The sequence below is a fragment of the Pseudomonas sp. Pseu.R1 genome, assembly GCF_045764065.1.
Taxonomy (GTDB): Bacteria; Pseudomonadota; Gammaproteobacteria; order Pseudomonadales; family Pseudomonadaceae; genus Aquipseudomonas.
Genome location: NZ_JBJGEE020000001.1, coordinates 44,311 through 58,845, shown reverse-complemented (window position 1 = coordinate 58,845; position 14,535 = coordinate 44,311). Strand labels below are relative to the sequence as shown.

Here is a 14,535-nt window from a genome sequence, read left to right as displayed (position 1 = left end):
AGGATGGTACCGGCAGACATTCTGTGTTGAACAAGACTTAACGAAAGGCCCGGTCAAACGTCCTCGAATCAAACCGCCGTGGCCTCTTCGCGACGACGCAGCAGCAGGCCACCCAGCGCCAGCAACGCCAGCACGACCACCACCGCCCCATAGACATTGGTCGTGACGATCAAGCCTTCCGTCTTCACCGCCAGGCCCGCGATCAGCGACGGCACACAGAACGCCAGGTAACTGAGCACGAGGAACGTCGACATCAGCCCCGCACGCTCGTGGGCGTGTGCCAACGGCAGCAACAGCCGCAGCGCGCCGAGAAAACTGGCGCCGAACCCCACGCCTGCCACCACCGCGCCGACAAAGAATAACCAGAGCCAGCCTAGATCGACCGCCAGCAATACCACCGACACCCCCGCCGCAAGAAAACTGCACCCGACCAGCAACGCCAGCCGTGGCGCCCGCAAACGCAGGTTCATGATGGAAATGGCGCCGCTGATGGTCAACGCGGCCACTGCCAGCCCGCCGTTGAGCACCGAGGTCGACCCGGTGGCCGCCGCCAGCAGCGAAGGCGCCAGCGACAGAAAGAATCCACCCAGCGCCCATGCCGCGATGTCGGCAGGCAATACCAGCATCAGCGTCGCACGCGCACGCTGAGGCACATAAAGCGCAGGCTTCAGGGTTTTCAGCACGCCTGGCTGCGGCGACACGGTTTCCTGAACCCACGCCAGATACAGCAACTGACCTGCGAACGCGGCCAGCAGCAGGCCGTAGGCCAATTTCGTCGGCAGCGGCGCATACTGAACCAGCGCACTGGTACCCAGTGCACCCAACGCCATGCCGAACATGGGTGCAATGCTGTTGATCAGCGGCCCTTGGGTCTGAGAGGTGTCGAGCATCGCGGCACCCAACGCGCTGGTGGCAATGCCGGTCGCAATGCCCTGCAAGATGCGGGCAGCGATCAGCCAGCTCACGTCAGTGGCGCTGATGAACAACAGCAGCGAGAGGATTTCCAGGATCAGCGCCACGCAGATCACCGGTCGTCGTCCCAGATAATCCGACAGCGAACCGAACACCAGCAGCGTTGCCAGCAAGCTCAGGGCATATACCGCAAAAATCAGCGTCAACAGCGCCGAAGAAAACCCCCACGCCTGCTGGTAAACATGGTAAAGCGGCGTGGGCGCGCTGGAGGCGGCAAAGAAGCACAGCATCACGAACGCGAGATAAACCAGATGACCTCGCCCCCGACCATCGACTGGCGGGTTCTGCAAATAATCAGACACGCGTAAACTCTCCCGAAAAAGCACGCCACAAAAGCTATGAAGTTGCGTTAAAGAGTGTGCGAGCAGAAACCTCTTAAAGCAAATACTTTGTGTTAAGGTCCGCCCCCATGGCTATCAAAGAAGGCATCCGTACCGGAGGGCGCAGCGCCCGGGTGCAGACATCGATCCACGCCGCCGTACGCGATCTGCTTCAGGAACAGGAGCGTTCCGCGCTCAGCGTGCCGATGATCGCGGCGCGCGCAGGCGTCACCCCATCCACCATTTACCGCCGCTGGGGTGACCTGACCTCGTTGCTGGCCGACGCTGCCGTCGAGCGTCTGCGCCCGGACGAACCGGTGGACTGCGGCAACCTGCGCGAAGATTTGCGCACGTGGGTCGAGGTGTACCTGGAAGAAACCAACTCCGCCCCCGGCCGCGAAATGATGCGCGACGTGGTGGCCAGCAGCGCGACCCTGTGTTCGGGCAAATGCCTGAACATGGTTCGAGACCAGTTGCAGATCATCATCGACCGTGCGCAAGCCCGTGGCGAACGCAGCCCCTCTGCTGACGAACTGATCGACGCCGTCGTTGCCCCCATGGTTTACCGCATTCTCTACGCCGAATCGGCACCGACCCTGCAACGCATGCACCAATTGCTGGATCGCTGTCTGGGTTAAGCGCAACGCCCGCCAAATCGTTATGATGGCGGGCCAATGGACTCTGGGGCTTGCCCTTTATGCACACTCTTGCAGATCTGCGCGCCGGTAAGCTGGCGGTTGCGACCTCACCACGTTTCCCGAGGAAATCTTCAGCCTCAGTGACTCACTGGAAATACTGAACCTCACCGGCAATCGGCTGACTGACCTGCCCGCTGACCTGCATCGCCTCACCCACCTTAAAATCCTGTTCTGCTCCAACAATCCGTTTACCCGGCTCCCCGACGCGCTGGGCCAATGCGAGCAATTGTTCTTCGTGGGCTTCAAGGCCTGCCGGATTGTCGAGGTGCCTGCCCGCGCGCTCCCGCCTCGCTTGCGTTCGCTGGTGCTGACCGACAACTGTATCGAGTCGCTGCCGGATGAACTGGGGCAATTGCAAGACCTGCAAAAAATCATGCTCTCGGGTAATCGGTTGCACAGCCTTCCGGCATCCCTGGCCGCTTGTGATCGACTGGAGTTGGTGCGTATCGCTTCCAACCGTTTCCGGGAGTTGCCTTCATGGTTGCTTCAAATGCCTTCTCTGGCGTGGCTGGCATTTTCCGGCAACCCGCTGACAGACATTCACACCGAAGCCTCGATCCGGCGGATCCCATGGTCGCAACTGACGCTGCACGAGGTGTTGGGCGAAGGCGCGTCCGGGGTGATTCAGCGTGCCGACTGGCGCAACGATGAGGGCGATGTCCAGGACGTCGCGGTCAAGCTGTATAAAGGCGAGCTGACCAGCGATGGCACACCATTGAACGAAATGGCCGCCTGCATTGCAGCGGGTCAGCACCCGAACCTGATCCCGGTCGAGGGCCAGGTGTTCGGCCATCCGCAGCATGCCCGAGGGCTGGTGATGCAGTTGATTTCTGCGCGCTTCGTGACCCTCGCCCGGCCGCCTAGCCTTGAGTCCTGCACCCGCGACGTTTACAACGGTACGCGGCTGAGCCTCTCCACCGTGCAGCGCATGGCGCTGGGTATCGCGTCGGCGTGCCACCATTTACACGCACGGGGCATCAACCACGGCGACCTGTACGCACACAACGTGCTCTGGGCTGAGTCCGGAGAAAGTCTGTTAGGGGATTTTGGTGCGGCAGCCTTTTACCCGGGTATCGACACCGGCTTGCAGCTTGAACGCATCGAAGTGCGGGCGTTCGGGATTCTACTGGGGGAATTGCTGGCGTGTTGCGATGCAACAGAAGAACAGACCGCCCCGCTGCGGGACTTGCAGCAGCGCTGCACACAGCGAGAGATCAATGCTCGACCGTTGTTTGCCGAGATAACGCCAGCCCTGACGATTTAAGACACCCGCAAACGGTCGCCGTCGCCTTTGATTTTGCTCTTGCTCTTCGTACGCGATATCTCAGACGCCACCGAACGCGACTTGCGTGCAGGCTGAACGCAAGCGTTCCGCGGTGACTGGGCCATCCTGGATGAAGAACAAAAGCTAGAGCAAAAGCGAAAGCGGATTTTCTGTTTAACCTGCCAGGCCTACATACACGTTCTGTACGTCATCGTGGCTGTCGATGGCCTCCAGGAACGCCTCGACTTCGGCCATCTGCTCATCGCTCAGACCCGAAACCGGGTTCTTCGGCCGGTAGCCGATCTTCGCCGACTCAACGGTAAAGCCCTGCTCCGGCAGCGCCTTGCACACCGCATCCAGATCGGTGGTCTCGGTGTAGAACAGGGTCACCCCGTCGTCACCCGCCTCGACATCCTGAGCGCCCGCCTCGATAGCAGCTTCGTCCGGATCGACATCAGCATTGGCCGCAACCGCTTCAATCATCCCCAGATGATCGAAGTCCCACGACACCGAACCTGACGCACCCAATTGCCCCTTGCGGAACAACACGCGGATTTCGGCAACGGTGCGGTTCACGTTATCCGTGAGGCACTCGACGATCAAAGGCACCTGATGCGGCGCAAAACCTTCGTAGGTCACACTCGTGAACTGAACCTGATCTCCCAACAGACCGGCGCCTTTCTTGATCGCACGCTCCAGGGTTTCGCGAGGCATCGAGGCCTTTTTAGCCTGCTCAACCACCAGGCGCAGGCGGGAGTTCATGTCCGGATCGGCTCCGGCGCGGGCAGCAATCATGATTTCCTTGGACAGCTTGCCGAAAATCTTGCCCTTGGCGTTGGCTGCTGCTTCTTTGTGTTTGACCTTCCACTGTGCGCCCATGAGTGCTCTCTTGTTCCGATGGCGATTGACCGTCGCGCTGTTGTCTGACATGGCGTGCCAGGCCGCGGACGATGAATGCTGAAAAAGGTGATCGATATCGACGCGCCATGGCAGAACCATCGCGCCCGGCGCATTTTATACGCGATGACGCCAGATGAAACCCCTGACATGCTGCCACCGATCAAACGGCTGGCGATAAGTTGCTGAGCAATTGCCGACACGAGACGCAGGATAAAAGGACCAACGTCGTAGGCAATTTCCGAAAATCTGGAACTTAACCTTTTACCCGATCGCTTTCCGTACCCTCTGCACCTCGAATTTTCAGGGTGACTCAGCAGATGCACGACAACTCGCACGTGACTTTGACGTTGGCCATTGCCGACAGCTCATACGACCTTCAGGTCGTCGGAGTCAGCGGCCATGACCGTCTGAATGCGCCATTTCGCTTTGAAGTCGATCTGGTGAGCACCGAAGCCAGACTGACGGACGCCTCCTTGCTGCACCGGAGTGCATACCTGCAAATCAGCAACCAGGCAGAAGACGTTCACGGCCTGCATGGCCAGATCCATGAGCTGCGCCACCTCTATCAAGGGCAGGACCTGAGCCTGTACCGCCTCACGCTGATGCCTTCGCTGCAACGATTGGCAAACCCGACACGCCGTCGTGTGTTCCGCGACCTGAACGTGATCGAAATCATCGAGCGCGTGCTCCAGGGCCACGACATGCCAGGCTGCACGGTTCGGTTCGACCACGTCGTCGGCGTCTACCCGCCTCGCGAGCAGTGCCTGCAATACGACGAGCATGACCTGCACTTTCTCGACAGGCTCTGCGAAGAAGAAGGGATCAGCTATCGCTTCGAACACTCACCTCGCGGCCACACCCTGGTGTTCTCCGACGATCCGATGACTTTTCCCGAGTGGCCAGCCGCCGCCGGGATGGCGCACCTGGCCGAGCGACTGTCAGCCCGCAACTGCTACAGCAGTCACGCTGGCGAGCATTACGTGCCGCTATCGTCCTGGTCGTCATCGGCCTCAGAGGCTGACAACCAGCCTTTCTGGGCGCCTTACGGCGAGACTCTCCCGCCAGGCCGCCTCCAGCAGATTCGCAGCCGCACACTGGAACGGCTGCGCTGCGAACGCCGTGATATCAAAGGGAACAGCGCCCAACCATGGCTGCGTGGCGGGCTGGTCATCCGTGTCGACGATCATCCCGAACCACAGTTCAACGATCATTGGCTGCTGACCGATGTTTCCCACACGGCCTGGGAGTTGGCGCCCTTGCGGGGCTGCGCCTCTTGCGACGTGGTCCATATTCTTCAGGCGATGGCGTTTCGGGACACTGGCGGAAACGGTGTTTCGCGTTTACTGGCCCCGGACGCCAAGGGCGGCAAGCCTCCTCTGGCGCACTACGACAATCAATTCCAGGTCATCCCGTGGACCCTGCCATTTCGTCCGACGCTCGCTCACCTCAAACCGGTGCTGCTCGACGAGGAGTACGCGACGCGGCTCTCAGGCCCTGCTGACCGTTCCGGTCGCATCCCCGTTCGCTTTGACTGGGAGACCGACGAGACCTCGCCGGGGTGCCTGGTGCGTACCGTCACGGGCCTGATGCCCCACCAGGAGGGCACGAGACTGAAAATCGGCTTTTTCGAGGGAGATCCTGAGCAACCCGTGGTCGTCGGTACGCTCGACAACGAACCTGACAATGACACCCCGGTCCCGCGCGATACAGCCAAAAGCCTGTGCATCGACAGCCAAAGCCCGCTATTGCTCAAGGGCGCGCATGCCACCCTCAGCATCACTGAAGATGGCGTGCATTACCTTCCGCAAGCTGCCGTCAACGATGCTTGAACGAAGGTTCGCGCTTTTCGATGAACGCTGCCATGCCCTCTTTCTGATCGTCGCTGGCGAAAGCGGCATGAAACACCCGGCGCTCGAAGCGAATGCCTTCCGAGAGGCTGACTTCGAAAGCACGGTTGACGCTTTCCTTGACCATCATGGCCACTGGCAGCGATTTGGCTGCGATGCCTTGAGCGACCTTCAGTGCCTCTTCGAGCAACTGTTCCTGCGGCACGATGCGGGCGACGAGGCCCGAGCGTTCGGCCTCCACGGCATCGATCATGCGCCCGGTCAGGCACATGTCCATGGCTTTGGCCTTGCCAACGGCGCGAGTCAAGCGCTGGGTGCCGCCCATGCCCGGCAAAACGCCGAGATTGATTTCGGGCTGGCCGAATTTCGCGTTGTCGGCCGCCAGAATGAAATCGCACATCAGCGCCAGTTCACAGCCCCCGCCCAACGCAAATCCCGACACCGCCGCAATGATCGGCTTGCGACGATTGGCAACGCGGTCGCTATCGCTGAACAGGTCATCCAGGTAAATCTGCGGGTATGTCAGCTCCGCCATTTCCTTGATGTCCGCACCCGCCGCGAACGCCTTGGCGGAGCCGGTCAGGACGATGCAGCCAATCTCGGTGTCCCGTTCCAACGCATCCAGTGCGTGATTGAGTTCGCTGATCAGTTGCGAATTCAAGGCATTGAGGGCTTCAGGCCGGTTGAGCGTGAGCAACGCCACTCGACCTTTTATTTCTTTTAGAATTGTCGCGTAACTCATTGATAGATATACCTTATATGTATGTATTCGAATTCAAGAAATCACATCATGCAGCTTGAACTGTCACGCATAACCAATTGATTTATAACGCTAAATAACCTCAACGGCCATGGCCGTCGCCTCACCGCCGCCAATGCAAATGGCAGCCACACCACGCTTCGATCCACGCTGTTTGAGCGCAGACAGTAGCGTGACCAGAATCCGTGCCCCCGACGCACCAATAGGATGACCGAGCGCACACGCACCGCCATTGACGTTGACTTTTTCATGGGGCAGTCCGAGTTTGCTCATGGTCACCAGCGCCACCACCGCGAACGCCTCATTGATCTCGAACAGGTCCACGTCGTCCACCGACCAACCGGTCTTGGCCATGAGCTTTTCAATCGCCCCGATCGGCGCTGTCGGAAAGAGTCCTGGCTGATTGGCATAGCCTGCGTGCCCCCGAATCGCCGCCAGCGGTTTGAGGCCTCGTTTCTCGGCTTCGGATTGGCGCATCAGGGTCAAGGCCGCAGCGCCGTCGGAGATCGAACTGGCGTTGGCCGCCGTCACAGTCCCGCCTTGACGGAAGGCAGGTTTGAGTTGAGGGATCTTGTCCAGCGTCGCCCTGGGCGGTTGTTCGTCCTGGCTGACGGTTTTCTGCTCCTTGCCCACCGTGACCTGTAGCGGAACGATCTCGGCGTCGAAGCGGCCTGCTTTCATCGCATCCTGCGCACGAGTCAATGACGCTACGGCGAACGCATCCTGCGCCTCGCGGCTGAAGCTTTCGAACGACGCACACTCTTCGGCAAACGTGCCCATCAGGCGGCCCCGTTCGTAAGCATCTTCCAGCCCGTCGAAGAACATGTGGTCAATGATCTGACCATGGCCCATACGATAGCCGCTACGGGCCTTCCCCAGCAAATACGGGGCGTTGGACATACTTTCCATGCCCCCCGCGACCACCACCTCGGCGCTGCCTGCCAACAACAGGTCGTGGGCCATGATCGCCGCCTGCATGCCCGAGCCACACATTTTGTTGAGCGTTGTACATTGCGTGGCGTTGCTCAAGCCTGCGCCCAGTGCGGCCTGGCGCGCAGGCGCCTGGCCCAGCCCGGCAGACAAAACGCAGCCGAACAGCACCTGCTCGACGTCACGGGACGCCAGGCCTGCTCGCTCCACGGCGGCGCGAATGGCGAAGGCCCCCAGCTCTGGCGCGGTCAGGCTTTTCAGGTCGCCCTGAAAGCCGCCCATGGGTGTGCGCACGGCGCTGACGATCACCACCGGGTCTTCATTCAAAGGCTGACGTGGGTTCAACGACATGATGGAACCTCCTCGTTTGACAGACTCGATTAGCGGGCAGCCATGCGCAACGCACCGTCGAGGCGGATCACCTCACCGTTGAGCATGCTGTTTTCGATGATATGGCGCACTAGCGCGGCGTATTCGTCCGGTTTGCCCAGTCGAGGTGGAAACGGCACTCCAGCGGACAGACTTTCGCGCACTTGCGGGGTCATGCCCGCCATCATCGGGGTTTCGAAGATGCCCGGGGCAATGGTCATGACCCGGATGCCGAACCGCGCCAATTCGCGAGCCGCAGGCAGGGTCAGGCTGGCAATCGCGCCTTTGGACGCTGCATAGGCCGCCTGGCCAATCTGACCGTCGAACGCCGCCACGGAGGCCGTATTGATGATCACACCGCGCTCGCCACCTTCATCGACAGCACCTTCTGCAATGGCGGCGGCGGTCAGGCGCAACAGGTTGAAACTGCCGATCAGGTTGACGTTGATGACCCGACTGAAACTGTCCAGCCCGTGGGGCCCCTCCTTGCCCACGATCTTTTCGGCGCCGACAATGCCTGCGCAGTTGACCAGGCCGTTGATCTGTCCGAAAGCGGCCAGCGCGCTGTCGACCGCCGCTTTGGCCGCGTCTTCATTCGTGATGTCGGTGACACTGGCGCGGGCATTGGCGCCCAGCGTCTGAACCTGCGCGTGGAGCGCTTGGGCGTTGACGTCGACGAGCAACACTCTGGCCCCCGCCTCGATCAGCATCTGCGCGGTCGCCGCTCCCAGCCCGGAGGCGCCACCACTGACCAGAAATACCTTGCCTTCGATCTGCATGACTGTGTGTTCCTTACACTGTTCTTGTTTGAGTGAGGAAATACTCCGCCCTGTGGCCGGGATGGGCAATAGTCAAAGCGTGCATCAGGGGTGGCTGTTTTAGCCATTGCCCCTTGTAACAGCGCGGCCTCGATGATGGGGCCCACAAAATCGCTGCTGTCGACAAATCGTACTGTTGCAGGGAGTCTGTGACTCGGCCATTAGGCCTTACGTTGCAACACCGCCTCCCCCGATTGCGCCGACAGTCGCCGGTTATCCAGTAACGCCAACAAGGCAATCAGCGCCACCCAGACAAAGGTCAACTGAAAATCCGCCGTCTGCGCCTGCCCCTGATTGCCGTGCAAAAACATCGACCCCCGCAACAGCAGAGCCGCGATGGCCACACCCAGCCCCATGCTCAGTTGAAAGAACATGCTGAACATCGTCGACGCATCACTCATCTGCGGCTTTGGCACATCCGCGAAGCCCAACGTGTTGAAGGCCGTGAACTGCATCGAGCGCGACAGGCCGCCGACAAACAGGATCAGCAGGATCAACGGCCAACCCATCCGCTCGTTGAGCAACGCACAGGCCGCAATCGCCAGGACGCCAATCAGGCCATTGCCCATCAATACGGCACGAAACCCCCAGCGTTCCATGACCGCGCTGGTGAAGGGCTTCATCGCCAGATTGCCCGCGAACACGCCCAGCACCAGCAAGCCCGCGTCAAATGCCGACAATCCGAACCCCAGTTGAAACATCAATGGCAACAGAAATGGCAAAGTGCTGATGGCAATACGAAACAGCGAGCCGCCCAGCAAGCTGACACTGAAGGTGCGGATGCCAATCACCGCGACATTCATCAACGGATCGTTGCGTTTGCGCATGTGCGCCCAGGCCAACGCACCGCTGATCAAGCCTACGCCCGTGACGAGCAACCCCGGCCACTGACTGGCGTGCCCCTGCCCCAACATTTCCATGCCGTACAGAATCGCCATGCAGGCCACGCCCACCAACACGAAACCGATGAAGTCAAACGCCCGCTGAGTGACGTCATTGCGGCGCGGAATCAATACCCAGGTCGCGATTAACGCCAGCACACCCAGGGGCAAATTGAGGTAGAAAATCCACGGCCACGACGCGTGAGTGACGATGAACCCACCCAATGGCGGCCCGAGGACCGGTGCGACCAGTCCCGGCCAGGTGATCAACGAAATGGCCCGTACCAGGTCCTTCTTTTCTGTGGCTCGCATCACGGCCAGCCTTCCCACCGGCACCATCATCGCGCCGCTGATGCCTTGGAGAACACGCGCCGCGACAAACGCATCAAGGCCGGTGCTGATCCCGCACAATAACGATGACACCGTAAACAACACGATCGCACCACCAAACACCAGCCGCGAACCCAGACGGTCCGCCAGCCAGCCACTGATGGGGATGAACGCCGCAATGGCTAGCATATAAGCGCTCATGCCTATGTTCAGATCGACAGCCGCCGCACCAAAGGTTTTGGCCATTTCCGGCAGGGCGGTGGCGATCACCGTGGCATCGAGGTTTTCCATGAAGAAGGTGACGGCGACCAGCAAAGCGATCAGCGTCGATTGGCGTTGCGACATCAACGGGTTCCTTGTTCGAGGTACAGGCCGCCCCAACAGTGACCAGGCTCTAGAGTATAGGTTTCACGTCATGTCGAGCAGACCGGAATGACCTCAATAGTCATTACAAAGGAACAGGGCGATTACCGAACACATTGTGAAAACGATCTGTGGTTCAATACTTTTACTTAATTAACCATCTGGTACATTTTGCTCATACAAGGCAGCCGACTCAGGACTGCCGCATTACAAGAGCCCATCATCATGACGTCATCCATCCCTCAACCCTCCATCCTTGTCGGCCTCATCGGTGCTGGCATTCAGGCTTCCCGAACCCCTTCGCTTCATGAATACGAAGGCGATGCCCAAGGCATGCGCTACCTGTACCGGATCATCGATCTGGACGCCCAGAAACTCGACACCACGGCCCTGCCCCAATTGCTCGATGGCGCCCAAAGCTGCGGCTTCACCGGACTGAACATTACGTTTCCGTGCAAGCAGGCGGTCATTCCGTTGCTCGATGGGCTGTCCGACGAGGCGCGCAGCATCGGTGCGGTCAATACCGTGGTGTTCAAGGATGGGAAACGCATCGGGCACAACACCGATTGCCTGGGCTTTGCCGAAGGCTTCCGCCGTGGATTGGGTGATGTCGCGCGCGGGCGCGTGGTGCAACTGGGTGCCGGGGGTGCCGGGGCGGCGGTGGCTCACGCGCTGCTGAGCGAGGGTGTCGAGCAACTGAGTATTTTTGAAGTTGACCCTGCTCGGGCGCAGAGTCTGGTGGACAACCTCAACGCGCATTTCGGTGCTGGACGTGCGCGGTTCGGCCTGGATCTGCCCGGCGCGATGGCGGTGGCCGATGGTGTGGTGAACACCACGCCGGTGGGCATGAGCAAATTGCCCGGTACGCCGCTGCCGCCACAATTGCTGCGGGCCGAACATTGGGTCGCCGAAATCATCTACTTCCCGTTGGAAACCGAACTGCTGGCCCACGCCCGCCGCCTGGGCTGCCGCACGCTGGACGGCAGCACCATGGCGGTGTTTCAGGCGGTCAAGGCATTTGAATTGTTTACCGGGCGGCAGGCGGATGCGCAGCGGATGCAGGATTTTTTCAGTTCGCTTTAAGAGACGCTGTCGAACACCCCACCTGTAGGAGAAGGCGCTTACGGCATCAAATACCGCGTCACCGAATCGCACACCATCGCCTTCTGCCGCGCCTTGACCTCGGGGTCTTCCAGCTCGATCTGGAAGATTTCCGAGAACGTGTGGCGGTTGGACACACGATAGAAGCAGAACGAGCTGATCAGCATGTGCAGATCAACCGCCTGCACGCCCGACCGAAACACCCCTTCTTTCTCCCCGCGGCGCAGGGTTTCGTCCAGCGCCAGCAACACGTGCTGGCTCAAGGCGCGAATGGTCGGTGACTGCTTGACGTTGTCGCCGTTATGGATGTTTTCGATGCAGACGATGCGCACGAAATCAACGTTGCGGTCATGGTGATCGAAGGTGAATTCGACCAGACGCCGAATGGCCTCCATCGGTTCCAGCACGTCGAGTTTCAGGCTGCTCTCGGTGTGGCGAATGTCGCCGTAAAGCTTCTCCAACACTTCGGTATACAGCTGTTCCTTGCTGTTGAAGTAGTAATAGATCATCCGTTTGGAGGTTTGCGTACGTTCGGCGATGGCGTCGACCCGGGCGCCTGACAGGCCCTGGGCGACGAACTCGGCGACGGCTGCCTGAAGGATGCCGTCGCGGGTTTTCTCCGGATTGTTCTTGCGGCCCTTGCGTGGCGCCTCTACGGGCGCATCGAGCAGGGTGTCGTCGACAGTTTTCATACTTGGCTCACGACCACGGTGGAATCGCGCGATTATGAGCCGCACCGCTCCGTTACGGAAGCGGCATATGCCAGCATGCCATCAACGGGTTCACAACCGCGCCTGACGCGACGCCCCGCTGCGAGACTTGGCCATCGCCGCTAGACGAACCGCCACGTTGGCTGCGCCGTACCCGACATAGCCATTTTTGCGTTGCAGGATTTCAAAGAAAAACCGATCGTCGAACGCTTCGGTGTAGACGTGAAACAGCTCGCCGCCGTTGGCGTCGCGGTCATACAGGACGTTGTAATAGGCCAGTTCGCTGAGGAATTCGTCGTCGAAGTCGAAGCGCGCGGCCAGGTCGTCGTAGTAGTTGAGGGGGATGTCGAGCAGCCGCACACCGGCCTCTTTCGCCCGAGCGACCTGCACGAAAATGTCGCCGCAGGAGAAGGCGATGTGGTGCACACCCGAGCCGCGATAGCTGGACAGCGCGTGGGAAATGGCCGTGTTGCGGTTTTCCGAGATGTTCAATGGCAAACGAACGGTGCTGCAGCGGCTGCGCAGGGCACGGCTTTTCACCAGGCCGTACGGGTCCGGCAGCACCACCTCGTCGTCGGCTTCGAAGTCCAGCAGGCTTTTGTAGAACAGCACCCAGCTGTCGAGGCTGTCGGCGGGCAACGCCATGGCCATGTGGTCGATGCGTTGGAGACCGGCGTTGACCGGCGTCTGAACAGTGATGTTGAAATCGCTGTCGTAGATCGACTGGCCCGGCGCGCCGGGTTCCACCAAATAGATCAGACTGCCGTCCGGAGCGCGTACCGCCGGGATTTCCCGCTCGTTCGGACCGACCAGCCCGCGATACGGTTGACCTTTGTATTGCCGCGCACGCTCCAGGGCGGCGCTGCCGCTGTTGACGCGCAAGGCCGTGGCACACAACGACGGGCCATGGGATTCGAAAAAACTGTGGGCAAACGAATAAGGTTCAGCGTTGAGCACAATCTTGATGTCGCCCTGCCCCAACAGGCTCACGGCCTTGGAACGGTGTTGGCCGAGCTTTTCAAACCCCAGGCCTTGCAACCAGCCGCCGAGGCGCGCGCCTTGGGCATCGTCCACGGCAAATTCGAGAAACTCGACGCCATCGTAAGTGCTCGCTGGCGGCGGACTGAACAACAATTCCCGGGCGACGGGTTGCGCCTCTTTAGCCAGCAGGTCCCGGGTTTTCTCCTCCAGATACAGCAACGAACGCAAACCATCGGCGGCGTTGGCCCGTGGCGGCGCGGCGCGGAAGCCGTCGTTGAAGATTTCCAGCGACAGCGGGCCGGTGTAGCCACTGCGCAGAATCGGCGCCAGAAAACCTGGCAGATCGAATTCGCCCTGACCGGGGAAGCAGCGGAAATGGCGGCTCCACTCCAGCACGTCCATGGCCAGAATCGGCGCGTCGGCCATTTGCACGAAGAAGATTTTGTCGCCGGGAATGTCGGCAATCGCGCCGGGATCGCCCTTGAGCGACAGCGTGTGGAAGCTGTCCAGCAAAACACCCAGCGCCGGATGATCGACCTGGCGCACCAGATTCCAGACCTGCTGCCAGGTGTTCACATGACGTCCCCAGGCCAGCGCTTCGTAACCGACCCGCAGTTTGCGCGCACCGGCCCGCTCGGCCAGCAGCGCCAGGTCATCGCGCAGAATGTTCTCGTCGCCCAGCGAATCGCTGGCGGTGTTGCTGCACACCAGCACCAGATCCGTGCCCAGCTCCTGCATCAGATCGAACTTGCGCTCGGCGCGGTCGACGTTGCGTTGCAGGCGGTCACGGCGGCAGCCCTCGAAGTCCCGAAACGGCTGAAACAAGGTGATGGCGATGCCCAGATCGGCGCACATCTGCCGCACGTTGCGGGGGCTGCCGTCGTAATAAAGAAGGTCGTTTTCGAAAATTTCCACGCCGTCAAAACCGGCGGCGGCAATGGCTTCGAGCTTTTCCGGCAGGGTTCCGCTCAAGGAAACGGTGGCAATCGAGCGCTGCATGATCATCTGACTCCTGGGTAGAGGCACCTGACGAGCAGTTCTTGGGCTGATGTTCAGGTGTGAAAGCGATTATTCTCCCGGTATTCTGCGATCGCAATTTAAATGTACGGACTGGTTAGTTTTGTGTTCGATAATCGCCCAAAAGCGCATTGAGTCAATTGACGCTCCTGCCCGCGCGCTCCACCATCAGCTCCACATTGTCGGACAAGGTAGACCCTCACCTTCAGCTTTAACCCGATGCCGCCTTGCATCGGTACATGCGTCACAGACAAAACCATAACAATTCCAAGAC

At 60.2% G+C, this 14,535-nt stretch carries 12 protein-coding genes and 1 pseudogene; 5 read left to right on the top strand and 8 right to left on the bottom strand.

Annotated features, from left to right (window positions below; genetic code table 11):
• Window positions 1–68: 68 nt before the first annotated feature.
• On the bottom strand, window positions 69–1,202 hold the full coding sequence (locus ACI5GA_RS00265) for an MFS transporter (RefSeq protein WP_404638068.1): 1,134 nt from the start codon (window positions 1,200–1,202) through the stop codon (window positions 69–71).
• A gap of 179 nt (window positions 1,203–1,381) precedes the next feature.
• On the opposite strand from ACI5GA_RS00265, the gene ACI5GA_RS00260 reads away from it, so the two are divergent.
• Both ACI5GA_RS00260 and ACI5GA_RS00255 read left to right on the top strand, forming a co-directional pair.
• Window positions 1,382–1,930 (top strand): TetR/AcrR family transcriptional regulator, encoded by a 549-nt coding sequence (locus ACI5GA_RS00260; protein ID WP_404637839.1) that lies wholly within the window; start codon window positions 1,382–1,384, stop codon window positions 1,928–1,930.
• A 59-nt stretch (window positions 1,931–1,989) separates the two neighbouring features.
• Window positions 1,990–3,254: pseudogene (locus ACI5GA_RS00255) on the top strand (leucine-rich repeat-containing protein kinase family protein).
• A 174-nt stretch (window positions 3,255–3,428) separates the two neighbouring features.
• On the opposite strand, the gene ACI5GA_RS00250 reads toward ACI5GA_RS00255, so the two are convergent.
• Window positions 3,429–4,133 carry a YebC/PmpR family DNA-binding transcriptional regulator gene (locus ACI5GA_RS00250; RefSeq protein WP_421421033.1) on the bottom strand — a complete coding sequence of 235 codons (705 nt, stop codon included), beginning with the start codon at window positions 4,131–4,133 and terminating at the stop codon, window positions 3,429–3,431.
• Between the two features lie 75 nt (window positions 4,134–4,208).
• Here ACI5GA_RS00250 and ACI5GA_RS00245 point away from each other — a divergent pair, with 75 nt between their 5' ends.
• Window positions 4,209–4,340 (top strand): hypothetical protein, encoded by a 132-nt coding sequence (locus ACI5GA_RS00245; protein WP_404637833.1) that lies wholly within the window; start codon window positions 4,209–4,211, stop codon window positions 4,338–4,340.
• Window positions 4,341–4,471: 131 nt separating this feature from the next.
• Complete coding sequence (locus tag ACI5GA_RS00240) at window positions 4,472–5,983, top strand: type VI secretion system Vgr family protein (protein ID WP_421421031.1); 1,512 nt, start codon at window positions 4,472–4,474, stop codon at window positions 5,981–5,983.
• Here ACI5GA_RS00240 and ACI5GA_RS00235 read toward each other — a convergent pair.
• From ACI5GA_RS00235 to ACI5GA_RS00220, 4 genes are all read right to left on the bottom strand, one after another.
• A complete protein-coding gene (locus ACI5GA_RS00235; protein WP_404637829.1) occupies window positions 5,970–6,743 on the bottom strand; it encodes an enoyl-CoA hydratase in 774 nt (257 codons plus the stop codon). The genes ACI5GA_RS00240 and ACI5GA_RS00235 overlap by 14 nt on opposite strands.
• Before the next feature lie 90 nt (window positions 6,744–6,833).
• A complete protein-coding gene (locus ACI5GA_RS00230; RefSeq protein WP_421421029.1) occupies window positions 6,834–8,042 on the bottom strand; it encodes an acetyl-CoA C-acyltransferase in 1,209 nt (402 codons plus the stop codon).
• A 29-nt stretch (window positions 8,043–8,071) separates the two neighbouring features.
• Window positions 8,072–8,839: a 3-hydroxyacyl-CoA dehydrogenase gene (locus ACI5GA_RS00225; RefSeq protein WP_404637825.1), complete on the bottom strand. Its 768-nt coding sequence runs from the start codon at window positions 8,837–8,839 to the stop codon at window positions 8,072–8,074.
• Window positions 8,840–9,039: 200 nt separating this feature from the next.
• On the bottom strand, window positions 9,040–10,434 hold the full coding sequence (locus ACI5GA_RS00220; RefSeq protein WP_421421027.1) for an MFS transporter: 1,395 nt from the start codon (window positions 10,432–10,434) through the stop codon (window positions 9,040–9,042).
• A gap of 243 nt (window positions 10,435–10,677) precedes the next feature.
• Between ACI5GA_RS00220 and ACI5GA_RS00215 the strand changes: the two genes are divergently transcribed.
• Entirely contained in the window at window positions 10,678–11,535 is an 858-nt protein-coding gene (locus ACI5GA_RS00215) for a shikimate dehydrogenase (RefSeq protein WP_404637821.1), read from the top strand.
• A 38-nt stretch (window positions 11,536–11,573) separates the two neighbouring features.
• Here ACI5GA_RS00215 and ACI5GA_RS00210 read toward each other — a convergent pair whose 3' ends face one another.
• Both ACI5GA_RS00210 and quiC read right to left on the bottom strand, forming a co-directional pair.
• Window positions 11,574–12,245 carry a TetR/AcrR family transcriptional regulator gene (locus ACI5GA_RS00210; protein ID WP_404637819.1) on the bottom strand — a complete coding sequence of 224 codons (672 nt, stop codon included), beginning with the start codon at window positions 12,243–12,245 and terminating at the stop codon, window positions 11,574–11,576.
• Window positions 12,246–12,335: 90 nt separating this feature from the next.
• A complete protein-coding gene (quiC, locus tag ACI5GA_RS00205; RefSeq protein WP_421421024.1) occupies window positions 12,336–14,243 on the bottom strand; it encodes a 3-dehydroshikimate dehydratase QuiC in 1,908 nt (635 codons plus the stop codon).
• Window positions 14,244–14,535: the final 292 nt, after the last annotated feature.